The sequence below is a fragment of the Micromonospora sp. 067-2 genome (genome assembly GCF_046549295.1).
Classification (GTDB): Bacteria; Actinomycetota; Actinomycetes; order Mycobacteriales; family Micromonosporaceae; genus Micromonospora.
Genome location: NZ_JAJPWB010000010.1, coordinates 190,528 through 212,291, shown reverse-complemented (window position 1 = coordinate 212,291; position 21,764 = coordinate 190,528). Strand labels below are relative to the sequence as shown.

At 69.9% G+C, this 21,764-nt stretch carries 19 protein-coding genes and 1 pseudogene; 13 read left to right on the top strand and 7 right to left on the bottom strand.

What is annotated here, in order from left to right; genetic code table 11:
- Positions 1-36: 36 nt before the first annotated feature.
- Positions 37-3,348 carry a S8 family serine peptidase gene (locus tag ACLJN9_RS24320; protein WP_410813838.1) on the bottom strand — a complete coding sequence of 1,104 codons (3,312 nt, stop codon included), beginning with the start codon at positions 3,346-3,348 and terminating at the stop codon, positions 37-39.
- Positions 3,349-3,622: 274 nt separating this feature from the next.
- On the opposite strand from ACLJN9_RS24320, the gene ACLJN9_RS24315 reads away from it, so the two are divergent.
- On the top strand, positions 3,623-4,039 hold the full coding sequence (locus ACLJN9_RS24315) for a Fur family transcriptional regulator (RefSeq protein ID WP_410813837.1): 417 nt from the start codon (positions 3,623-3,625) through the stop codon (positions 4,037-4,039).
- 4 nt (positions 4,040-4,043) lie between these two features.
- Here ACLJN9_RS24315 and ACLJN9_RS24310 read toward each other — a convergent pair whose 3' ends face one another.
- Positions 4,044-5,306 carry a CobW family GTP-binding protein gene (locus ACLJN9_RS24310; RefSeq protein ID WP_410813836.1) on the bottom strand — a complete coding sequence of 421 codons (1,263 nt, stop codon included), beginning with the start codon at positions 5,304-5,306 and terminating at the stop codon, positions 4,044-4,046.
- Positions 5,307-5,708: 402 nt separating this feature from the next.
- Here ACLJN9_RS24310 and ACLJN9_RS24305 point away from each other — a divergent pair, with 402 nt between their 5' ends.
- The 9 genes from ACLJN9_RS24305 to ACLJN9_RS24265 all read left to right on the top strand — a co-directional run bounded on the left by ACLJN9_RS24305 (position 5,709) and on the right by ACLJN9_RS24265 (position 14,282).
- Positions 5,709-7,034: a Y4yA family PLP-dependent enzyme gene (locus ACLJN9_RS24305; RefSeq protein WP_410813835.1), complete on the top strand. Its 1,326-nt coding sequence runs from the start codon at positions 5,709-5,711 to the stop codon at positions 7,032-7,034.
- Positions 7,031-8,350, top strand: coding sequence for a pyridoxal-phosphate dependent enzyme (locus ACLJN9_RS24300; RefSeq protein WP_410813834.1), 1,320 nt, complete (start codon positions 7,031-7,033; stop codon positions 8,348-8,350). Before ACLJN9_RS24305 ends, ACLJN9_RS24300 begins: the two co-directional genes overlap by 4 nt.
- A gap of 1 nt (position 8,351) precedes the next feature.
- Positions 8,352-9,542, top strand: a complete 1,191-nt coding sequence (locus tag ACLJN9_RS24295) for an aminotransferase class V-fold PLP-dependent enzyme (RefSeq protein WP_410813833.1) — start codon at positions 8,352-8,354, stop codon at positions 9,540-9,542.
- 112 nt (positions 9,543-9,654) lie between these two features.
- A complete protein-coding gene (locus tag ACLJN9_RS24290; RefSeq protein WP_410813832.1) occupies positions 9,655-10,413 on the top strand; it encodes a class I SAM-dependent methyltransferase in 759 nt (252 codons plus the stop codon).
- Positions 10,414-10,544: 131 nt separating this feature from the next.
- Positions 10,545-11,501, top strand: coding sequence for a metal ABC transporter substrate-binding protein (locus tag ACLJN9_RS24285; protein WP_410813831.1), 957 nt, complete (start codon positions 10,545-10,547; stop codon positions 11,499-11,501).
- Between the two features lies 1 nt (position 11,502).
- Positions 11,503-12,273 (top strand): metal ABC transporter ATP-binding protein, encoded by a 771-nt coding sequence (locus tag ACLJN9_RS24280; RefSeq protein ID WP_410813830.1) that lies wholly within the window; start codon positions 11,503-11,505, stop codon positions 12,271-12,273.
- A complete protein-coding gene (locus ACLJN9_RS24275; RefSeq protein WP_410813829.1) occupies positions 12,270-13,157 on the top strand; it encodes a metal ABC transporter permease in 888 nt (295 codons plus the stop codon). Before ACLJN9_RS24280 ends, ACLJN9_RS24275 begins: the two co-directional genes overlap by 4 nt.
- Entirely contained in the window at positions 13,141-13,980 is an 840-nt protein-coding gene (locus tag ACLJN9_RS24270) for a metal ABC transporter permease (protein WP_410813828.1), read from the top strand. Before ACLJN9_RS24275 ends, ACLJN9_RS24270 begins: the two co-directional genes overlap by 17 nt.
- Entirely contained in the window at positions 13,977-14,282 is a 306-nt protein-coding gene (locus tag ACLJN9_RS24265; protein ID WP_410813827.1) for a metalloregulator ArsR/SmtB family transcription factor, read from the top strand. Before ACLJN9_RS24270 ends, ACLJN9_RS24265 begins: the two co-directional genes overlap by 4 nt.
- Positions 14,283-14,288: 6 nt before the next feature.
- Here ACLJN9_RS24265 and ACLJN9_RS24260 read toward each other — a convergent pair whose 3' ends face one another.
- Both ACLJN9_RS24260 and ACLJN9_RS24255 read right to left on the bottom strand, forming a co-directional pair.
- Positions 14,289-15,050, bottom strand: coding sequence for a hypothetical protein (locus ACLJN9_RS24260; protein WP_410813826.1), 762 nt, complete (start codon positions 15,048-15,050; stop codon positions 14,289-14,291).
- 100 nt (positions 15,051-15,150) lie between these two features.
- Positions 15,151-15,324, bottom strand: coding sequence for a hypothetical protein (locus ACLJN9_RS24255; RefSeq protein ID WP_410813824.1), 174 nt, complete (start codon positions 15,322-15,324; stop codon positions 15,151-15,153).
- 212 nt (positions 15,325-15,536) lie between these two features.
- Between ACLJN9_RS24255 and ACLJN9_RS24250 the strand changes: the two genes are divergently transcribed.
- Together ACLJN9_RS24250 and katG are read left to right on the top strand one after the other, a co-directional pair.
- Positions 15,537-15,965: a Fur family transcriptional regulator gene (locus ACLJN9_RS24250; protein WP_410813823.1), complete on the top strand. Its 429-nt coding sequence runs from the start codon at positions 15,537-15,539 to the stop codon at positions 15,963-15,965.
- A 23-nt stretch (positions 15,966-15,988) separates the two neighbouring features.
- Entirely contained in the window at positions 15,989-18,265 is a 2,277-nt protein-coding gene (katG, locus tag ACLJN9_RS24245) for a catalase/peroxidase HPI (RefSeq protein WP_410813822.1), read from the top strand.
- 97 nt (positions 18,266-18,362) lie between these two features.
- Here katG and ACLJN9_RS24240 read toward each other — a convergent pair.
- The 3 genes and pseudogenes from ACLJN9_RS24240 to ACLJN9_RS24230 all read right to left on the bottom strand — a co-directional run.
- A pseudogene (locus ACLJN9_RS24240) lies at positions 18,363-19,046 on the bottom strand (NADPH-dependent F420 reductase); the annotation flags it as partial.
- Between the two features lie 30 nt (positions 19,047-19,076).
- Positions 19,077-20,108 (bottom strand): LLM class flavin-dependent oxidoreductase, encoded by a 1,032-nt coding sequence (locus tag ACLJN9_RS24235; RefSeq protein WP_410813821.1) that lies wholly within the window; start codon positions 20,106-20,108, stop codon positions 19,077-19,079.
- Complete coding sequence (locus ACLJN9_RS24230; RefSeq protein ID WP_410813820.1) at positions 20,101-20,346, bottom strand: hypothetical protein; 246 nt, start codon at positions 20,344-20,346, stop codon at positions 20,101-20,103. Before ACLJN9_RS24230 ends, ACLJN9_RS24235 begins: the two co-directional genes overlap by 8 nt.
- Positions 20,347-20,534: 188 nt before the next feature.
- Here ACLJN9_RS24230 and ACLJN9_RS24225 point away from each other — a divergent pair, with 188 nt between their 5' ends.
- Entirely contained in the window at positions 20,535-21,725 is a 1,191-nt protein-coding gene (locus ACLJN9_RS24225) for an MFS transporter (protein WP_410813819.1), read from the top strand.
- The last annotated feature ends 39 nt before the right edge of the window (positions 21,726-21,764 follow it).

The window sequence follows — 21,764 nt, the reverse complement described above, 5'->3', positions numbered from 1 at the left end:
AGGATCGGGGATGGGCTCCTGCGAGCTACCGGAATGTCAGCTGACGGTGCCGATGGAGACGGCGCCGCGGCCGACGACCGCGCCCTCGATGGTGACGATCGCCAGCTCGCCGAAAAGCTCGCGCCCAGCACCCGGGGTGGACTGGGCGGTCACGGTGCCGGTGAGGGTGGCGGTGGCGCCGTTGGGCAGGGCCAGCGGGGTGCTCGGAGCGGCGAGCGTGCCCAGCGACGGGGCCGAGAACGAGTCCCGGTAGTCGTAGGCGGTGCTGGTGCCCGGCCCGTCGACGGCGTATCCGTCGACGACGACCCGGTAGGTGCCGGCCGTCGGATTGGGGACGGTGACGCTCTCCTCGGAGTCACCGTCGGCCGACTGGTCGAGCTGCTTGTCGCCGAGGAAGACCGTCAGGTCCAGATCGGCGCCCAGGTTGGCGGTGTTGCCGATCTGGGCGGTGAACCTGGTGGCTCCGGCAGGGACGTCCACCAGGTATTCCTGCTGGGCGCCCTCGGCGATGGTGGGTCGCTCGGCGTGCACGCTGGACAGCGGACCACCCTGACCGGTCACCGCGACCGGGCCGAAGGTGTTGGTGAGCGTCCAGCTCGCGGGGGTCGGCACACCGGCGGCGACCGACGGAAGCTCGATCACGGACGGCTCGACGGCGACACCCTGCACCCGGGCCCGCAGTTGGAACGGGTTGTTCAGCGCCGGCGTGGTCCGCCGCGACTCCACCTCGATCTCCCAGACCCCGGCGACCGGGTTCTGGTAGTCCCGTTCCTGCGGCTTGCAGACCGCGGCGTCGGAGAAGTTGGTGTAGCAGGCGGTGCTCGCCGTGCTCTCCACCGGTACGCCGTACGGGTTGATGGCGATGAACCGGGTCTGCGACCCGGTGGCGATGCCGGACAGGTTCACCTGCAGCGCGCCAGCGCCGGCCGGCACGGTGACGAAGTACGAGCTGAAACTGTTGCGCGGCACCGAGCCCTCGGTCGAGAACGCGTAGCTTGGCTTGGTGACCTCGTTGGCGGCCACCACGACGGCGGAGACCTCGAAGTCGATCACCGAGGTCTTCGGGTCGTCCACGGTCAGGATCGCGCCGTGCGCGCCGAGGGACTTCGGCTTGGCGGTGATCGAGATCGAGACGGCCTTGTTGAGCGGCAGCGCGACCGTCTTACCAACGGTGAAGGTGCCGTCGTTGCCGCGCAACGCCAGCTTGTGGCTGACGGTGCCGGCCGGCCCGTTGGTCCGGGTGACCTTGACCTGGTAGGTCCGGCTCTGGCCGACCTTCTGCCCGCCGTCGGCGGAGGTGCAGCGGTTGTAGACGCCGGCACCGCGGTTCGGGTTCGGAACGAACCTGCTCAGGTCGCGGTCGTAGCGGGTGAGATTCTCCGACAGCTCGGTGCAGACCGGGGAGTCCGAGACGTACGAGCGGGTCTCGATGGTCTTGTTGAGCAGCTTCCACGCGCCCGGCACGTTGAACAGGCCGTAGCCCTGCGCGTACGTAGCGACACCGTCGATCGGCTTCGCGGAGGTGTAGATCGCCCGGCGCAGCGCTGCCGGTGTGACACCCTTGTCGGTGGCCTTCGCAGCGGAGAGCAGCAGCGCGGCGGCGCCGGTGGCCTGCGGGGAGGCCATCGAGGTGCCGTTGAGCATCTGATAGCCCGGCGGCAGCGGATAGCCAGCCTCGGCGACCGCGACGCCGGGCTGCCAGGTCGGCGCGGTGGAGATCGCCGAGCCGGGGGCGGCGATGTTGGGCTTGAAGCCGCCGTCCTCACGCGGGCCGCGGGAGGAGAAGTTGAACAACGCGTTCTTCTTCTGCACCACGGAGCCGTAGTTGGCCAGCCAGGTGTCCTTGCTGATGCTCGCCGCGACACTGACGACGTTCTCGGCGACGGACGGGTCGCCGACGGTGTTCAGACCCGGGCCGGAGTTGCCGGCCGAGATGAACAGCTGTACGCCGTAGGTGTCGATCAGGTCGTTGTAGAGCTGCGCACGGGCGTTCGCGCCGTCGTTGAGCGTCGGGAGCCCGCCGATCGACATGTTGACCACGTCGACGTGACGGTTGATGACCAGGTCGGCCATACCGGTGGTCAGCGCGGCGGCGGTGCAGCCGCCACCCCACGAGCAGGCCCGCGCGGAGACGAGCTTGGCGCCCGGGGCGGCACCGTCGAAGGCGGTGTTGCCGAGCATGTCGTTGGCGGCGGTGATGCCGGCGACGTGCGTGCCGTGGGTCGCCTCGATGATGCCGATGTTGACGTAGTCGGCGTACGGGCCGGGCGTGCCGTCGCCCGGGTTGGTGTCGACGTCCTCGCGGTACTCGACCACGAAGGGCATCTGCTCCCGCACGGCCGTGGCCGGGTTGTCGGTGCCGAAGTGCCCGACGTCGAACCTCTCCCCGTACGGGCGCATCAGCGCCTCGTCGGTGAAGCTGTTGTCCTGGTCGACGTCCACCCAGATGTCGTGCGTCACCGGGTTGTAGAGAACCCCCCACGCGTCGGTCTTGTCCCCGTCCCGGTTGACGTCGCCGCGCGGGTCGCTGTCAGCGGTGATCGACTCACGGAAGAGGTTGAACCTGTACGCCCCGGCGGGAGCGGTCCAGGTGACGCCTTCAGACGTGAACGTCGGGCCGGTGACCTCGGTGGTCATCCGTCGCCACGTGCCGTCGCTCTCGGTCACCGGGTCCGTCGCGGTGACCCAGTCGACGATCTTGCGCTCACCGGTCGTGGTCGTCTGCAACGCCGGCTGGTCCAGGTCGATGCCGGAGTCCATGATGCCGATGGTCACGCCCCGGCCGTCCCACTGCGGGTGGGCCGCCTTGAACGACTCCGCACCGGTCTCGTTGGTGGGCATGTACGGGTTGACCGCGCCGGTGCCCGCGCCGGGTCCCGCCAGCGTGGCGGCCTGCTTGGCGGCCTTGGCGCCGTTCGGGGCGACCTCGGGAGCCGGGTCCGGCAGCTTGATCGTCTCGTCGAGGTCGACCGCGGAGACGCCCGGCAGCGTGGCCGCCCTGAGCACCTTCGCCGTCGGCACCGTCGCCAGGACGTAGCCGATCTGGTCGAAGCGACGGTTGACGGCGCCGCCGAGGGCCTGCACGGCGGCCGCGACGTCCCCGGCCGCACCCTTCTCGGTGGCGACGATCAGGGTCACCGTCGGCGCGTGCTTCGCCTCGGCCTGGGCGAGGAGCTTCGCGTCGTGCGAGCCCAACGCCTCAACGGGGGTGGCCGGAGGGGTGTCGGGTGCGGAGGGAGCGGCGCTCGCGGTGGCGGCACCACCCGTCACGGTCAGGGCACCTGCGGCCAGGACCGATGCGAAGAGCGCGGCAGAGGTACGCCTGCTCGGGTTGCGGGGTCTACTCACGTTCTCTTTCCTCCAGAGAACAGGGCCCTGTTGGTGCAGGGCACGTGTGAGCGAATCCTTCGCGGTGTTGGTAGTCAATGTCGATAGATGTCGCTACGTTGTAATCTCTCCGTGACGTTGCTCCGTACGTTCCCGGCCGCCAGGGCGATGGCCGGCCTTTGAGGACCGACGACGGGTGCGGCGGCGGTGACGGTGCAGCCCGCATAATGGTCCGACCGGCAGCACGGGGGCGCGTCGGAACCGAGCAGGCCGGCGGCGGCCGCAACAGGGGAGGATGGCGGCCACGGTGAACCAGGCCATGCCGAACGTGACCCGTAACACCCGCCAGCGCGGGGAGGTCCTGGCGCTGTTGCGCGAGATAAGGGGCTTCCATTCGGCGCAGGAACTGCACCACATGCTGCTGGCGCGCAAGGCCGGTGTCGGCTTGACCACCGTCTACCGGACGTTGCAGTTGCTGGTCGATGCCGGCGAGATCGACTCGACCCGGCTGCCCGGCGGCGAGCAGCTCTTCCGCCGTTGCAGCCAGAGCAAACACCACCATCACCTGGTCTGCCGCGACTGCGGGCGCACCGTCGAGGTGGCCGGCCCGGCCGTGGAGCGGTGGGCCGACCAGGTCGCCGCCCAGCACGGGTTCACCGACGTCGGCCACACTCTGGAGATCTTCGGCGCCTGCGCCGACTGTGCGCGCTGAGCCGTCAACGGTCGAGCGGGGCGAGCGGGAAGCAGTCGGCGAATGGGTCGTCGTAGCCGCGCCAGACGTCCTCACCGTCGGCGAGTTCGGCATCGGTGAGAAGGCAGTCGGCGAGGACGTGTCGCAGGTCGATCGGATCGAGGTCGAGGCCGATGAAGACCAGGTGCTGGTGACGGTCGCCGTAGTAGGGGTCCCACTCCATGGCGGCGGCCAGCCGCCGTTGGACGGAGGCGTCGTCCCAGTGCGGGTCGGGTGTGGCGACCAGCCACCGGCCCAGTGACCCCATGCCGAGGCCACCGCCGGCGAATTCCCAGGCCACCACGGTGGAGGGTTGGCTGGCCAGCCAGAGGTGGCCTCGGGAGCGGATGACCTCGGCGTTCACGGCTTCGAGCCGGTCGTGCAGCCGCCGAGGGTGGAACGGTCGGCGGGAGCGGAAGACCGCGGAGACGACGCCGCAGTCGGGCTGCGGCTCGTGCACGCCGAGCGCGTACCCCTCCAGGCCGCGGGCCAGCACGCCCGGTGTCTCGGGCCGGTGCCGGTTGGTGTCGCGAAGGTGCCGGGACAGTTCGCCGGCGTCGACGACGTCGGCGCCGACGTGGACCTGCGTGGCCCAGGGCGCCATCCGCTGCAGGAGGACGGACAGTCGGCTGGTGTCGAACGGGCCCTCGGTGGAGTTGCCCCAGAGCACCAGGGTGTCGGCGTACTCGATCTGGCGGACGACGACGTCGGCCAGTGCCCGGTGGTCGTCGTCGGCGGCGTGGATGTCGAGGTCACGTAGGTCATCGGTGCTGGCCAGCCCGTCGAGGAGGTGCTCGGCGTCGACCACGGTGACATAGGAGTCGATCCGGAGGAGGTCGGTGATCGGAGCACCGTCGATGAGGCAGTGCGCGCAGGCGGCGGCGACCGTCTCCGGTTCGACCACCTCGGGGAGCATGAGCACCAGGTCCCGGTCGGGATGGCTGCGGGCGAGTCTGGCCAGGGTCGGTAGGACGTCCTCGCGCAGCGTGCAGGAGACGCACCCGTGTCTCAGGTCGACCCGCTCGTCGGACAGCAGGCCGCTTCCACTGCGGATCACCCGGCGCACCACACCGTCGCGGATGCCGGTCAGGTCGTGTCGGACCAGCAGCAGCGACGGGTCGGCGGCGAGCAGCGTCCGGGCCACCGCGAAGGTGGCCGTCGGCCAGAAGCCGCAGAGCACGGTCAGCGAGGGGCGGGCCTGCGGCTCCACGACCGCGATGTCGGCCGGTGCCTGGGGTGATGACGGCATCGAAGTCCTTCTTCCGTAATGAAAACCATTTCCATCATAGGTTGGCCGGGAGCCCGGGCGTGCGGAGGGGTGTCACTGAACTGTCGATAAATGCATTGACCAACATATATTCATATGCACAACGTGCAATGTGGTGGACCGCCTCGGATCGTTTCTTGGGCACCCCTTGGCGGGTGTGGGAATATCGGTTACGTTGAGGGAAGCCACGGCTACAAGGGGTTCTCGGTTTGGCGGGAGTGGCGCTGGTCCGTGGCACCACGACTCACACCGGGAGTCCCTTTGCCCCTCCAGCTGTCTCCACGAATCGGGCCGATAATGCGGTCGGCGCTCGGGGAGCACGCCCTGTTGACACAATTGTCCACAGCGTTGGGATCGCCGCTGGGAGTGCTCTTTCCTCAACAGATGGCGGCCAACGTCGCCGCATTTCGCGCCGTCCTCTCCCGTCATCGACTCGCTGGTCAGATCTTCTACGCGCACAAGGCCAACCGATCGAGTGCCCTGGTCCGCGAGATCGCGGCAACCGACGCGGGCGTCGACGTGGCGTCGCTGGCCGAGCTGCAGCACGCGCTCGGTTCCGGGCTCGTGCCGGAGCGGATCATGGCGACCGGGCCGAAGAACTCCGACTTCCTCTGGCTGGCCGCCCGTACCGGGGTCATGGTCAGCGTCGATTCGGTCAGCGAGCTGGTGGAACTGGCCGCACTCGTCACCGATCGGGCGTTGCCGCGCGTACGGGTGCTGGTCCGGTTGTCCGGCTTCGCCTCGGCGAGCGCTCAGGTCCGCAGCCGCCGCAGCCGTTTCGGCGTGTCGGCTGCGGCGGTGGGCCAGGTCCTCGACGTGCTGGGAAAACATGTCGACGCCCTGGATCTGGTGGGGGTGGCCTTCCACCTCGACACCATCGAGCTGCCAGAGAAGATCGTCGCGCTGGAGGGCTGCCTCGGCGCCCTCGACGAGTGCCGTCGGCGCGGGCTGAGGCCCTGGTCGGTGGACATCGGCGGCGGGTTCGGCGTGGACTACCTCGCCGACGGCGCGCAGTGGGAGCGGTACACGTCCGCCTTGACGGAGGCGGTGCTCGGCAAGCGGGCACCGCTCACCTGGAACGGGCACAGCTACGGCCTGCGCGCCGAGGGAGGCGTCGTTCGCGGTTCCCTGAACCTCTACCCCGCGCACCGACCCGTCTCGGGAGCCGCGTACCTCGACCGGCTGCTGCGGTCCACGGCGCCCGATCAGCGCCGACCCCTCGGAGGACTGCTGCTGGACAACATGTACGAACTGCACGTCGAGCCGGGTCGGGCCCTGCTCGACCAGTGTGGTCTGGTCCTGGCCACCGTCCTTGAGGTACGCGACGAGGACAACGGCGACACGATCGTGCGCCTGGACTGCAACGCACGCGACGTCAGCACCGAGGAGCACGGCGTGCTGATGGACCCGGTCGTCGTCCACCGGACGGCCCCGGCCGGTGCCGGGCCCGTCGGGGCGTACCTGTTCGGCAACCTCTGCCTCGAAGCGGATCTCATCACCCGACGCAAGGTCTTCCTTCCCACCCGGCCCCACATCGGCGACCTGCTGGCCTTCGTCAACACCGCCGGCTACCTGATGGATTTCAGCGCCACGCAGGCGCTGAGACAGCCGATCGGCCGCAAGGCCGCCCTGTACCGCGACGGAGGCGCGTGGCGGTGGTGCCTCGACGAGCAGTACTGGCCCGTTCGCCACGGCCCGGAGGCAGCGTGAGATTCGAGACCATGACCGATGCCATCGGCAACACCCCGCTGGTCCGCATCGACCCCGCCGTGCACGGCCTACGGAACATCGACCTGTACGGCAAGATGGAGTTGCTCAACCCGTTCGGCTCCCTCAAGGACCGCGCCGCCTGGAACATGGTCCGGCCCCTGCTCACCCAGGCCGCCGACGGCGGTGAGACCGTGGTCGAGCTTTCCAGTGGCAACACCGCCAAGGCTCTCGCCGTCATCGCCGGCATGCACGGTCTCAGGTTCCGGAGCGTCACCAACCGCATGAAGGTCGCCGAGATCAAGGACCTGCTGCTGGTGCTCGGTGCCGAGATAGAAGAACTACCCGGCCAGGCCGAGTGCCTCGACCCGACCGCATCCGACGACCCGCTGACCCGGATGCACCACAGGCTCGCCACCTCCGGTGACGGCTACCTGCACACCGACCAGTATTTCAACGAGCTAAACGTCGACGCGCACCTGAACGGCACCGGCCCGGAGATCGTGAAGGACCTGGACGGCAGGGCCCCGGACTACTTCATCGCCTGCGTCGGAACGGCCGGCTCCTCCACCGGTGTGGCGGCCGCGCTGCGCCAGCACAATCCCCAGGTACGCATCGTCGGGCTGGTCGCGGACAAGTCCGACTTCATCCCGGGCATCCGCACCATCGACGAGGTGCACGAGGTCGGTCTCTTCGATCCCGACGTCTACGACGCCGTCGAGACGATCACCGCCGATGACGCCATCGACGGACTGACGACGCTCGTCCGCCGGTGCGGCACGCTCGCCGGGCCGACCGGTGGCGGTGCCTACCAGGGCGCCGTACGCCATCTGCGCGCGGTCGACCCCGACCTCACCGAGCGCCGCACGGCGGTCTTCATCGTCTGCGACCGCGTCGAGAGCTACATGAGCTACCTGCGGGAGCGGCGCCCCGAGCTCTTCGGTCGACCGCCGCGGCGTAACTCCATTCGCACGGTCACCGACGCGGAGGTGACGGGAGCGGCCACCGTGACCGTCGCGGAAGCCCCGCGGTGGATCGCCGAGAGCAGGGGGCTGGTGGTCGACCTGCGCAGCCCGTTCGCGTACCAGGCGCTGCACATCGACGGCTCGATCAACATCGTCGACGAGCTCTTCGCCGAGCTGCTGCACGGCGGGCTGCCCTTCGGCCGCCGTCAGCCGGTGCTGCTGGTCTGCCCGGTGGGGGAGAAGTCTGCCCGTTACACCGCGCTGCTGACGCGGATGGGCCATCCGGCGGTGCGGTCGCTCGCGGGTGGGATCATCGCCTGGCGCGACGCCGGTGCCGTTCTCGTCAGCGACTGACATGGACGCGCTGGACGAACTGCGTCCGTGGCAGGAGGGGCTGCGCGCCCAGTTCCCGCTCATCACCGCCAATCCCGACGTGGCGTACCTGGACAGCGCCGCCACGTCGCAGAAGCCGCAGGCTGTCCTGGACGCGGTCCTGACCTATCTGACGACGGGCAACGCCAACGCCGCCCGCGGCACCTATCCCTGGGCGAACCGGACCACCAGCCGCATCGAGCTGGCCCGGGACCGGTTGCGCCGCTTCCTGGACGACCCGGCGCCGGAGCGTTCGGGCGTGCACTTCCTCAGTGGCACCACCGAGGGCCTGCGCGCCGTCGCCCGCGACTGGCTCGTTCCGCACCTGCGCGGAGGTGACGAGATCATCGTGCCCTTCGCCGATCACGCCGCCAACAACGCACCCTGGATCGAGGCCGCGGATCTGCTGTGCCGACAGGGCATCACGATCGGTGTCCGGGCGATGCCCTACGACTCCGCGCACGACTACGACATTGGCCGGCTCGCCGCGATGGTCAGCGACCGGACCCGCCTGATCGCCGCGACCCACGTGCACCACGTCTACGGCAACGACATGAACGTGCACAGGCTGCGCGCGGCCGTCGGACCGAGCATCCCCATCTGCCTCGACGCCGCACAGGGCGTGGGGCATCTTCCGTTGTCCACCGCGGCGACCGACGTCGACTTCGTGGTGTTCTCCGGGCACAAGGCCATGGCTCTGCCGGGCACCGGTGCGATCTGGGCACGCAACGAACGCGGTCCGGCGTTCGCGCCGGCCGGCTGGAACGGCTCTCCCAACACCAGCGGCATCGTCAGCCTGGCCGCCGCGCTGGACTGGCTCGACGCCGCCGGGGTGGCCCGCATCGCCCGGTGGAACACCGGGCTCGCCGCGCGGCTCACCGACGGGCTGCGCACGCTGTCCAGCTTCGAGGTGCTGGGCTGTCAGAGCAGTCTGGCCGCCGATGCCCCGGTCCAGCAGCGCGAGGGCATCGTCGCCTTCCGCCACCGCTCGATCGGCTCGAACGACCTCGGGTTCATCCTGGCCGCGCGCGGGCTGATGGTCCGCGCGGACGGTCACTGTCAGGGCGGCCAGGGCGAGAAGACGGCATCTGTACGGGTGAGCCTGCACGTGTACAACACGGCCGACGAGGTCGACCGGCTGCTGACGGTGCTGGTGGAGCTCGACCACGATTGACCGACACGTACCGCGATACGCCGGTTCTGCCGCCACGGGTCGCCTAACCTATCGGAAATGGCTTCCGTTACCGTCTGGACCCTCTATCCGCGTGTCGTCCCGGAGTGCACCCATGGCAATGACCACCGGCGCACTCGGCGCCGTTCTCGACCGCAGCCAGACCGTGCGGTGGCGCCGGACCTGGGACCAGATCATGGGTCGATTCGTGCCGAACCTCGCCACCCTCGAGGAGACGCTGTGCCGTGCCGCCGAGGCTGTCCACGGCCGGACGCCCGAGCGGGTGCTCGATCTGGGTGGCGGCCCTGGACTGCTCGCCGAACGGATGGCTCGGCGGTGGTCAGACGCTGCTGTCACCCTCATGGACATCGATCCGGTCCTGCTGGCGCTGGCGCGCGGCGCGCTGGCAGGCGAGGTGCGGGCGCTGGAGGGTGATCTGACGTCACCGCACTGGGTCGACCGTGCCGGCGGCAACCACTGCCTGATCACGGTGGTCATGACCATGCACTACCTCCCACCGGCCCAGGTGCGGGCGTTCTACGGCGACGCCCGCCGCTGCCTGGCCCCCGGCGGTCTGCTCGTCGTGGCCGACCTCATGCCCGACGACGGTCTCCCGTCCCTGATGAGCTCACTGGACCCGCCGTCGGACGAAGCTGCCGCGCGGTTGGACTGGGCGCGGTGGTGGAACGACATCGGGGAGGTGGAGGCGCTGCGACCGCTGGTCGCGGAACGTTCCACGATCTTCGGGCACCCTCCGGTCGAGTTCACCGCTCCAGCGTCGTGGCACGCCGCCGCCGCAGGCGAGGCCGGATTCGGCGAGGTGGGGACCCTCTGGCGATGTGGCAGGCACGCGGCGCTGGCCGCCGTGGCCTGAGCTGCGAGATCGCTTCCCGGCGCGGTGTGGCCCCGGTGGGGAGCGGGCGGGGGAATCCATGGTCACCTCGCAATTAGACGATAATTAGTGAAAACGATTACCGTTCCTGATCTCAGGAATGGAGTGTTGACGTGAAGCATGGGCACCGTACGTTTCTCGCCGCGGCGACCGCCGCCGCGCTCGTCCTCAGCGGATGCGGCTCGGGTGACAGCGACGCCGAGGGGGGCAGCGCCTCGCCCGGTACCCGGCTCGCCGTGGCCGCCACGACCCCCGAGGTAGCCGACTTCGTCCGCACCATCGGCGGCAGCGACGTCACCGTCACGCAGATCATCAAGCCGAACGTGGATCCGCACGACTACGAGCCCACCCCCGCCGACATCCAGGCGATCGGCGCGGCCGCCATCGTCGTCAAGAGCGGCGTCGGCCTCGAGAAGTGGCTCGACCAGACCATCGAGTCGGCCGGCTTCAAGGGCGCCGTCGTGGACTCGAGCCAGGGGGTGGCACTGCGCGAGGGCGCCCACGAGGAAGGCGAGAGCGAGGCCGGGGAGCACGACCCGCACATCTGGCACAACCCGCAGAACGCCAAGACGATGGTCACCAACATCGAGAAGGGCCTGTCCGCGGCTGATCCCGCGCACGCCGCCGCCTTCACCGGCAAACTGAAGACCTACTCGGCCGAACTCGACAGGCTCGACGCCGACAACGAGGCCGCCTTCGCCAAGATCCCCGCTGGTCAACGCAAGCTCGTGACCAACCACGACGCCTTCGGCTACTACGTCGACCGGTACGGGCTGGAGTTCGTCGGCTCGGTCATCCCCAGCCTCGACACCTCCGCGGAGCTGAGCGCGAAGCAACTCAACGACCTCGTCGCGAAGATCAAGGCGACCGGTACGAAGGCCGTCTTCACGGAAACCTCGCTGCCACCCAAGAGCGCGGAGGCCATCGCCAGTCAGGCCGGCGTCAAGGTCATCGGCGGCGAGGACGCCCTCTACGGCGACAGCATCGGCGCCGAGGGCACGCCGGAGGGCACCTACCTCGGTGCCGAGCGGCACAACACCCAGGTCATCGTCACGGCCCTGGGCGGCTGACATGGGCGATGTCGCGGTGGCCGGCGCCGCCCTTCGCTACGCCGGGGTGAGCGTCGGCTACCACGGCACGCCCGTCCTCACCGACGTCGACCTCGATCTTGCCCCCGGGCAGCGCCTGGCGCTGGTCGGCCCGAACGGCGCCGGCAAGTCCACGCTGATCAGGTCGATCCTCGGTCTGGTGCCGGTCCTCGCCGGCACGTCCACCGTGCTCGGGCGTACACCGGCCCAGGCCCGGACCAGCACCGGCTACGTCCCCCAGACCGACTCGCTCGACGCCGACTTCCCGGTGACCGCCGCCCAGGTCGTCCTGATGGGTCGCTATCGGCGCATCGGCTGGTGGCGCCCCACCCGGGGCGCCGACCGGCGCGCGGTTCTCGAGGCACTCGACCGTCTCGGCCTCGCCGATCACGCGGGGAAGCACTTCGGCGTGCTCTCCGGAGGCCAGCGTCAGCGGGTCCTGCTGGCCCGGGCCATCGCGGCCGAGCCGCGGCTGCTGCTGCTCGACGAACCGTTCAACGGCGTCGACGCTCTCAGCCAGGAGGCAATCCTGGCCGTCCTGCGCGAGCTGAGCACCGTCGGGACCACGCTGGTGATCAGCACCCACGACCTGACCGTCGCGCGGGAACTCGCCGACACGGTCTGCGTGCTCAACGGTCGGCAGTGGGCGGTGGGCCCGCCGGCCGAGACGTTGACCGCCGACACGCTGCGCCGCGCGTACGACGGGCACGCCATCGAGCTGAGAGACGGCCGGACAGTGCTGGTGGAGCCGTGATCGCGCCGTTCGCCGTACCGTTCATGGGGCGAGCCCTGGCGGAGCTCGCGCTGCTCGCCCTCATCTGCGGACCGGTCAGCGTCTTCGTCTTCACGCGCCGCCTGTCGTTCGTGTCCGACGCCCTGACGCACACCGTGTTTCCCGGCGTGGTCGTCGGGTTTCTGGCCGGTGGCATCGAGGGCATCGCCGTCGGGGCGCTGGTCGCCGGCGTCGTGACCGCGGTGGTGCTGACCCTGCTGACCCGTGGTGGGGCGCTGTCCGACGACGCGTCCACCGCCGTGGTGCTCACCGCCATGTTCTCGGTCGGCGTCGTGCTCGTGTCGAGGCGCCCGTCGTACACCTCGGATCTGACGTCGTTTCTCTTCGGGCGCATCCTGACGGTGACGCCACGTCAGCTCGCGGAGACCGCCGCACTGGCGGTCGTCATCCTCGGGCTGCTGCTGATCCATGCTCGGGCGCTGATCTTCCGGACCTTCGACCCGGTGGGGGCGGCGGCGGCCGGCTTCCGGATCCTCTGGCTCGACCTGTGGCTCAACATCATCGTCGCCCTCGTGGTCGTCGCCGCCGTGCGGGCCGTGGGCACCATCCTCGTGGTGGCACTGCTCGTCGTGCCGGCCGCAGCCGCTCGCATGCTCACCGCACGACTGTCGATGATGGCGGTGATCGGCACCGGGCTCGTCCTTCTCGCCGCATACGGCGGTCTGCTGGTCAGCTGGACCGCCTCGGTCGACTACGGCATATCCCTGACCTCGGCGTCCGCCGTCGTCCTGTTGCTCGTGGTCGCGTACCTGTCGCTGCTCCCGCTGGGTGCGCTGCGTTCGAGGCGCAACCGCAGTCAGGCTGTCCCCCATCCAAGGAGATCGCCCCATGAACTGGTGGGATGACGCGCTGCACCGCGCCACCGCCGAGGTGCTGCTCGTCGGTGCGCTCGCGGGCCTCATCGGCGTCCAGGTCGTGCTGCGCCGGCTGTCCTTCTTCACCATGGCACTGACCCACGCCACGTTTCCCGGGGTGGTGGCCGCCTCCATCATCGGCGTCAACATCCTCGTCGGCGGTGTGGTCGCGGGCGCCATCGTCGCGCTGGGTGTCGCCGCGCTCAGTGCCCGCAGCAGCCAGAACGCCGCCGCGGCGACAGGCGTGATGCTCTCCGGTGGTTTCGCGCTCGGTGCCGGGCTCGTCGCCACCCAGGACGGCTTCAGTCGGGACCTGACGTCATTCCTGGTCGGATCGATCCTCACGGTCAGTCCACAGGATCTCGTGACCACCGCGGTGGCGCTCGTCGTCGTCGCGGCCGTCCTGCTGGCCTGCGCCCGCCCACTGCGGTACACCGGCTTCGACCGCAGCGGTGCACAGGCGGCCGGCTTCAGCACCGGGGTCTGGGACGTCGTACTGCTGCTCACCGTCCAGGTGGTGGTCGTGACGATCGTCCCGGCCGTCGGCACGATCCTCGCCCTCGCCCTCGTGGTGGCGCCCGCCGCGGCGGCACGCCAGTGGTCCCACCGGCTGACCGTCATCACCACGCTGGCCGTCACGTTCGGTGCTTTCAGTGGCCTCGTGGGCCTGTACGCCTCCAGTCGTTGGAACGTCGCCGCCGGCGCGAGCATCACCCTGACCGCCACCGGGGTCCTGGCGCTGTCCACGGTGCTGTCCAGGGTTGTTCGGGCCAGGGTGCCGGCGGTCGTCGGAGCCCCTGCGGTGACGGCATGAGCACCGCACGCCCCGACGAGACCGGGGCCACCCTGGACCGCGCGATCGTCGTGCTGCGCGGCATGGCGTACGAGCACCGACTGCGGATTCTCGTGCTGCTGCGGGCCGGCGAGCAGACGCCGGCCTCGTTGGCCCGGGCCCTGTCCACGGACGCCACGATCATCGCCCGTCACCTGCGGTTCCTCAGGGACGCCCGACTGATCCGGCGTGAGCGCCGGGGCCGGACGGTCACCTACCTGCTGCACTCCGAAGCCACGAGGCGACTCATCGGGGAGGTGCTGCACCACGCCGAGTCGGCCTGAGGGCGGCTACCGCTGCCAGACGTCGATGGTCTTCACGCCGTCGCGTACGACCCGATCCAGGATGCCGGGGTTGCCGCTGCTGCCCTCCCAGCCCTGGTCGTCGAACACGGTCACTGCCGCACCGACACGTGCCGCGGCCGTCTGGACGGACTCGGTGCCGCCGACGCGCTCTCCGTTCAGGCTGGTCGCCGGCCACGTTCGAGTCAGCACCAACGCCTCGTCGCCGACGCCGGGCAGGGCCTTGACCTCGACCTTGACGCGGTTTCCGGCCTGGTCGTAGGAGGGGCACGCCGCCAGGGCGCTGCGGAGCCGGCGCATGTAGTCCGAGGCGCCGTCACCGTCGAAGCTGAAGATGGTCTGGTGGATCATGCCCTGCGGCACGTTGCTGGCGGGTTCGTCGGGCTTCTTGTAGGTGACGGTCATGGCGGCACTCGCGGTGACCTGTCGACCTCCGGTGCCGAACTCGTTGCCGCACAACGTCGGTAGGGCATCGGCGACGGGCGTCGCCCGCCGGGGGGACTTCCGCAGCTCGGTCGGCAGTTCCACGAAGGCGGACGCCGGAATGGTCGCCGGGGTGCTCGCGCTCGGAGACGGCTGGTCGGTCGGTGTCGTCGGTGCCGGTGCCGGCGCGCTCGCCGGTGGCGCGGTCGACGGCACCGCATCGCCGGGGTCCCCGCCGTCGGTGCAGGCGGTGGCGAGCGCGACAGTGCCGAGCAACGGCAGGATCAGCGCCCGCATCCGTCCTGCGCGGACGGCCGGTCGTGGCATGTGGCGGGTCATCATCCCTCGTCTCTGCGCAGGCAGCGATGCCGGCGCCCTCGGACACCTCTGAACACGCACCCGGTCGCTTCGGTGGAAACGGGCGCGTCTATGCCGGCTCGCGTACACCGCCGGCGTTGCCACCGTCGTCCGGCATCGGTTCGACCGGGGCCTGCGGCAGCTCGTCCGGCGAGTCGGGCAACAGGACGCTGGCGTCGTCGGGCACGGGCTCACGCGGATCGATGGGCGGATATTGTGCGGGATCGAGATCCGGTCCAGTCATCAAGCGAGTATGCGTCGCCGTCTTCTCTGGCGCTCGTCGAGCCGCAGGAGAAAGCATCCCACCGCACTGCGTCATCACCGGCAGCGACACCCCGGCGGATACAGTCAGCCGCCATCACCCCCGTCCCCGTCCCCCGTCCCCCGTCCCCCGTCCTCCGGGTGGAGGACGCGGAAGACTTGATTGATTCCAGAAGAGCCGAGTATGGTCTTCCCGTGACGTCCGACTTCGAGACCCAGCTCAGGGCGGTCTCGTTGCGCGTGACCCGGCCCCGGTTGGCGGTGCTCACCGCGCTGCGTGACCACCCGCACGTCGACACCGACACGGTGATCGCGCTGGTGCGCGCGGGTCAGCCCACGGTCTCCCACCAGGCGGTGTACGACGTGCTGCGGGCACTCACCACCGCCGGTCTGGTGCGGCGTATCCAACCCGCCGGGGCGATCGCCCGGTACGAGTCCCGGGTGGGGGACAACCACCACCATGTCGTGTGCCGCTCCTGTGGCGCGATAGCCGACGTCGACTGCGCCGTCGGCCATGCTCCCTGTCTCACCGCCTCCGATGACCACGGTTTCGTGGTCGATGAGGCGGAGGTCGTCTACTGGGGCACCTGCCCCGACTGCGCGGCCGAACGCACCGCCCAGTGATCCGCCAGTTCGGAAGGAACCAGATGAGCGACATCCAGGACAATCGCCCCTCCAGCGCCCAGGGAGTTGACAAGGAGGCGGCGGCCGGCTGCCCCGTCGCGCACGACTCGGTGACCGCGCACGGCAGCGAGAGTGAGAACCCGGCGATCGACTCGCCGACCCCCAAGACCGGCGGTCGTCCGCACTCCAACCGGGACTGGTGGCCCAACCAGCTCGACCTCTCGGTGCTGCACGCCCACTCGTCCAAGGGCAACCCGCTGGGGCAGAGCTTCAGCTACGCCGACGAGTTCGCCAAGCTCGACGTCGAGTCCCTCAAACGGGACATCGTCGACGTGCTCACCACCTCGCAGGAGTGGTGGCCGGCCGACTTCGGCCACTACGGCGGCCTGATGATCCGGATGAGCTGGCACGCCGCGGGCACCTACCGCATCGAGGACGGTCGTGGTGGCGCCGGTGACGGCGGTCAGCGGTTCGCCCCGCTCAACAGCTGGCCGGACAACGCCAACCTGGACAAGGCCCGCCGGCTGCTGTGGCCGGTCAAGCAGAAGTACGGCCAGAAGATCTCCTGGGCCGACCTGCTCGTGCTCGCCGGCAACGTGTCCCTGGAGTCGATGGGCTTCAAGACCTTCGGGTTCGGCTTCGGCCGGGTGGACGTCTGGGAGCCCGAGGAGATCTTCTGGGGTCCGGAGGACACCTGGCTCGGCGACGAGCGCTACGCCTCGGAGAAGGAGATGGCGGCCGGCGTCGGTTCGACCGAGATGGGTCTCATCTACGTCAACCCGGAGGGCCCCCGCGGCAACGCCGACCCGCTCGCGGCGGCGCACTTCATCCGCGAGACCTTCCGCCGGATGGCGATGAACGACGAGGAGACCGTCGCCCTCATCGCCGGCGGCCACACCTTCGGCAAGGCCCACGGTGCCGGCGACGCCGACGGGCACGTGGGTGCGGAGCCCGAGGGTGCGTCGCTGGAGGCGCAGGGTCTCGGCTGGCTGAGCACGTACGGTAGCGGCAAGGGCGCGGACACGATCACCAGTGGTCTCGAGGTGACGTGGACCGACGTGCCGACGCAGTGGAGCAACCGGTTCTTCGAGATCCTCTTCGGCAACGAGTGGGAGCTCACCACGAGCCCAGGCGGCGCCAAGCAGTGGGTCGCCAAGGACGCCGAGGCGATCATCCCGGACGCCCACGACCCGTCGAAGAAGCACCGGCCGACGATGCTCACCACCGACCTGTCGCTGCGCGTCGACCCGGCGTACGAGAAGATCTCGCGCCGCTTCCTGGAGAACCCCGACCAGTTCGCGCTGGCGTTCGCCAAGGCCTGGTACAAGCTGTTGCACCGCGACATGGGTCCGGTCAGCCGCTTCCTCGGGCCCTGGGTCGCCGAGCCGCAGCTGTGGCAGGACCCGGTGCCGGCCGTGGACCACGAGCTCGTGGGTGACGACGCCATCGCCACCCTCAAGACCACGATCCTCGACTCCGGCCTCACGACCGCCCAACTGGTCTCCACCGCCTGGGCCTCGGCTGCCAGCTACCGGTCCACCGACAAGCGCGGTGGCGCCAACGGCGCGCGAATCCGCCTCGAGCCGCAGCGCGGCTGGGAGGTCAACCAGCCCGAGCAGCTCGCGACGGTGCTGGACACGCTCGAGGCCATCCGGCAGGAGTTCAACTCCGCCGGCGGCGCCACGATCTCGCTCGCCGATCTGATCGTGCTGGCCGGGTCGGCCGCCGTCGAGAAGGCGGCACGGGACGCCGGCGTAACGGTGACCGTGCCGTTCCGCGCGGGCCGCACCGACGCCACCCAGGAGCAGACCGACGTCGAGTCGTTCCGGGTTCTCGAGCCGCGCGCCGACGGGTTCCGCAACTACCTGCGTGCCGGCGAGAAGACCCAGCCGGAGGTGCTGCTCATCGACCGCGCGTACATGCTCAACCTGACCGCGCCCGAGCTGACCGTCCTCGTGGGCGGCCTGCGGTCCCTCGGGGCCAACGTCGGCGGTTCTGCGCACGGCGTCCTCACCGACCGGCCCGGCGTGCTCAGCAACGACTTCTTCACCAACCTGCTCTCACCGGGCACCCGGTGGAAGGCGTCGGAGTCCGACGAGCACGTGTACGAGATCCGGGACCTGGCCACCGATGAGGTGAAGTGGACCGCCAGCGCGGTCGACCTCGTCTTCGGCTCCAACTCCCAGCTGCGGGCTCTCGCCGAGGTCTACGCCAGCCAGGACGCGCGCGACAAGTTCGTGGCCGACTTCGTGGCAGCCTGGACCAAGGTCATGGAACTCGACCTGTTCGACGCCGCCTGATCCGGCTCTCACCGACGAGCCCCGGTCGATCGACCGGGGCTCGTCGGCAACCGGTTCCGGGTCAGGGCTGCGCCGTGTCGGGTGGATCGTCGGTCGATCAGGCTCTTGCCGCGGCGATGATCCGTCCCCGCTCCGACTGAGGAAAGCGGTCGAGCATGGCGCGGATCTCGTCAGCACTCACGTTGGCGCCGAACACCTCACTACCCGGTTCGAGTCGTACGCCCTCGACGAGAGGGCCGGCGACAACCGGATCGAAGCCGAGCGCGTCCACAAGAGACGCGGCGGTGCCGAGATCGGCGGCGTCGTCGCCGGCGATCGCGATGGCCTTGCGCCCGACCGTACCCGCCGGCCGGGCCTCGTCCTCGAGATCGTGGTAACCCATGTGGTTGAACGCCTTGACCACCCGGGAGTCGGCGAGGAACGCCTGAACGACCTCGCTCGACGAGGTGCGCGGGTCGGTGAGGTCGTCGCGGATGCCGTCGACTTCCCACCAGTAGTTCATGGCGTCGACGACGAGCTTGCCGCGCAGCGCCTCCGCCGAAACAGCGCGGTACTTGCCGAGCGGAAGGGCGAGGATCACGACGTCGGCGTCGGCTGCCGCGTCGACGGCTGTTGTCGCGACCGCGCCGGGCGTGAGCACCTCGACGGTGAGCGCGATCTTCGCCGGGTCCCCCGAGCCGGCGACGAGCACCCGGTAGCCGGCGGCGACCGCCAGCCTGGCGAGCACCGTGCCCACCTTGCCGGCGCCGAGGACAGCGATGGTCCTACCGTTCATGTCTTCCTTCCGGGTGGCGCGGCTTTCGAGGGAGGGTCAGCTGGCCAGGATGTCACGGACCAGGGGAATCACCGTGGTGCCGTACAGCTCCACCGCTCGCATTCGGGCACTGACCGGCTGTGCTCCCGCCGTGTAGATCAGGTCGAAGCGGCCGACGCCGACGCTGCGAATGGCCCCAGCCATCCGGCGGGCCACGGTCTCCGGTGAGCCGATGTAGAGGGAACCGTGCTCGACCTCGGCGTCGAACTCCTGGCGACGGATCGGCGGCCAGCCCCGCAGCCCACCGATCCGGTTCCGCATGACCCGGTAGTGGGGCCAGTACAGCTCCTTCGCCTCCTCGTCGGTGTCGGCGATGAAGCCGGGGGAGTGCATCCCGACCGGGTGCGCCGTCGTGCCGAGCTGCTCGGCTGCCCGCCGGTAGAGCTCGATGTAGGGCGCGAACCGCTCGGGAGCCCCGCCGATGATGGCGAGCATGAGCGGCAGGCCGTACCGGGCGGTGCGGACGACCGACTGGGGCGAGCCGCCGACGCCCACCCAGGTGTTCAGGCGCCCCGACTCCGTCTTCGGAAAGACGTCGGCGTTCTCCAGAGGAGCCCGCGTCGTGCCGCTCCACGTGACCGGCTGCTCGTCGAGCAGCTTCACGAACAGCTCGATCTTCTCCTCGAACAGCATGTCGTAGTCGCTCAGGTCATAGCCGAACAGGGGAAACGACTCGGTGAACGAGCCGCGACCGAGGATGACCTCGGCCCGGCCGTGCGACAGCGCGTCGACTGTGGCGAAGCGTTGGAAGACCCGGACCGGGTCGTCCGAGCTCAGCACGGTCACCCCGGAGGCGAGCCGGATCCGGGACGTACGGGTGGCGATACCCGCCAGCACGGTCTCCGGGGTCGATACCGAATATTCGGGCCGGTGGTGCTCGCCGAGGGCGATGACGTCGACGCCGAGTTGGTCGGCCAGCACCGCCTCGTCGACGACCTGCCGGATGGCCGCCGCGTGGGAGATGGGCTTGCCGGAGTCGTCGTCCGGCACGTCGCCGAAGGTGTCGAGGCCGAACTCGAGATCAGACATGGCTGCGCTCCTTCGCCAACAGCTCCCGGACCCGCGGCGCGACCGCGCTGCCCAGCAGCTCGATGGTGCGCGCCCGCGCCTCGCGAGGCAGGTGCATGATGTCGTACCTGAGGTCGAACCGGCTCAGCCGCAGGTCGTGGGCCATCGTAGCGATCTTGTTCGCGACCGTCTCCGGTGACCCGACGAACAGCGCCCCGTGGTCGACTTCGGCCTCGTAGTACCGCCACCAGGTCTCCACTGCCTCCTCGTCGGTGTCCGCGACGAGGCCGAGCGGGTGTTGCCCGATCGGCTGGACAGTATGCCCGGACTGCGATGAGTGGACCGCCCAGCTCGCATGTGACGGAGCGCATCGGGTACGCCGCTGCGGATCGCCAGCCAGCCGAGTGGCCAGGCCGATCACTGTCAGAGCAGGCGAGGAGCACCGACATGGGGATCGCGGGGCGGGCACGACTCTCACCGGGGGTCTCCCTGGTGCTGCTCGCGTCGATTCTCGTGTCGTTCCTGGCCGCATCGGCGGCCCCGACCCCGCTCTACGGGATCTACCAGGAGCGCTGGCACTTCTCACCGGTCACGACCACGGTGGTGTTCGCCGTCTACGCGCTCGCGGTGCTGGCGTCCCTGCTCACCTTCGGCAGACTGTCCGACCATGTGGGCCGACGGCCGGTCCTGGCCGTCACGATCGCGGTGCAGATCGTCTCGCTGGTTGTCTTCGTCCTCGCCGACGGCGTTCCCACACTGCTGACCGCCCGCATCCTGCAGGGGCTCGCCACCGGCGCCGCCACCGGTGCCGTCGGTGCCGCCATGCTCGACATCGACCGCGCCCGCGGCACGCTCGCGAACGCGATCGCCCCCGGCGTCGGAACCGGCAGCGGCGCTCTGCTCTCGGCCCTGCTCATCCGGTTCCTGCCCGCGCCGACGCGACTGGTGTACGTCGTCCTCCTCGTGATCCTGCTGATCCAGGCCGCCGGGGTCGCGCTGATGCCGGAGACGGTCACGCCGCGGGCCGGAGCGCGACGCAGCCTGCGGCCGGACATCAGCCTGCCCCGCGCCGTACGCGGGCCGGCGCTGGTCGTCATTCCGGTGCTGTTCGCGGTCTGGGCGTTGGCCGGCTTCTTCGGGGCGCTCGGCCCGGCACTCGTGCGCGCCCTCATGGCCACGTCGATCGTGGTGGGGGGTCTGGTCCTCTTCGTCTTCGCCCTCTTCGGGGCGATCGCCGTCCTCGTGCTGCGCAACACGGCCGCGAAGACCGTGATCCTGACCGGGATCGTCGCCCTCATCCTGGGCATGCTCGTCACCCTGGTGTCGGTCATGGCTCGGTCCGTCCCCGGGTTCTTCGTCGGTCTGGCGCTCGGGGGCGTCGGCTTCGGCGGCGGTTTCCAGGGCAGCCTCAAGACGATCATGCCGTTGGTCGAGGCCCACGAGCGCGCGAGCGTGCTCTCCCTGCTGTACCTCGTCTGCTACGTCGGCTTCGGCCTGCCCACGGTGATCGCCGGCTTCCTCGTGGTCTACGCCGGCGGTCTGCCACGGACCGCCGACGAGTACTCCGTCGCCGTCATCCTCCTGGCCCTCGTGGCCCTGCTCGGGGTGCGCAGGGCCACGAGGATGGCATCCGACTAGGCCGGGAAGGCAGGCGTTCGACGGGGCGCAGACAGTAGC

What these genes read in the sequence shown, in the direction of transcription:
- ACLJN9_RS24315 (WP_410813837.1), top strand. Translation starts at nt 3,623, where the DNA reads ATGGCGGCCACGGTGAACCAGGCCATGCCGAACGTGACCCGTAACACC.
- ACLJN9_RS24310 (WP_410813836.1), bottom strand. Translation starts at nt 5,306, where the DNA reads ATGCCGTCATCACCCCAGGCACCGGCCGACATCGCGGTCGTGGAGCCG.
- ACLJN9_RS24305 (WP_410813835.1), top strand. Translation starts at nt 5,709, where the DNA reads ATGGCGGCCAACGTCGCCGCATTTCGCGCCGTCCTCTCCCGTCATCGA.
- ACLJN9_RS24295 (WP_410813833.1), top strand. Translation starts at nt 8,352, where the DNA reads ATGGACGCGCTGGACGAACTGCGTCCGTGGCAGGAGGGGCTGCGCGCC.
- ACLJN9_RS24290 (WP_410813832.1), top strand. Translation starts at nt 9,655, where the DNA reads ATGGCAATGACCACCGGCGCACTCGGCGCCGTTCTCGACCGCAGCCAG.
- ACLJN9_RS24280 (WP_410813830.1), top strand. Translation starts at nt 11,503, where the DNA reads ATGGGCGATGTCGCGGTGGCCGGCGCCGCCCTTCGCTACGCCGGGGTG.
- ACLJN9_RS24270 (WP_410813828.1), top strand. Translation starts at nt 13,141, where the DNA reads ATGAACTGGTGGGATGACGCGCTGCACCGCGCCACCGCCGAGGTGCTG.
- ACLJN9_RS24265 (WP_410813827.1), top strand. Translation starts at nt 13,977, where the DNA reads ATGAGCACCGCACGCCCCGACGAGACCGGGGCCACCCTGGACCGCGCG.
- ACLJN9_RS24260 (WP_410813826.1), bottom strand. Translation starts at nt 15,050, where the DNA reads ATGCCACGACCGGCCGTCCGCGCAGGACGGATGCGGGCGCTGATCCTG.
- ACLJN9_RS24255 (WP_410813824.1), bottom strand. Translation starts at nt 15,324, where the DNA reads ATGACTGGACCGGATCTCGATCCCGCACAATATCCGCCCATCGATCCG.
- katG (WP_410813822.1), top strand. Translation starts at nt 15,989, where the DNA reads ATGAGCGACATCCAGGACAATCGCCCCTCCAGCGCCCAGGGAGTTGAC.
- ACLJN9_RS24235 (WP_410813821.1), bottom strand. Translation starts at nt 20,108, where the DNA reads ATGTCTGATCTCGAGTTCGGCCTCGACACCTTCGGCGACGTGCCGGAC.
- ACLJN9_RS24225 (WP_410813819.1), top strand. Translation starts at nt 20,535, where the DNA reads ATGGGGATCGCGGGGCGGGCACGACTCTCACCGGGGGTCTCCCTGGTG.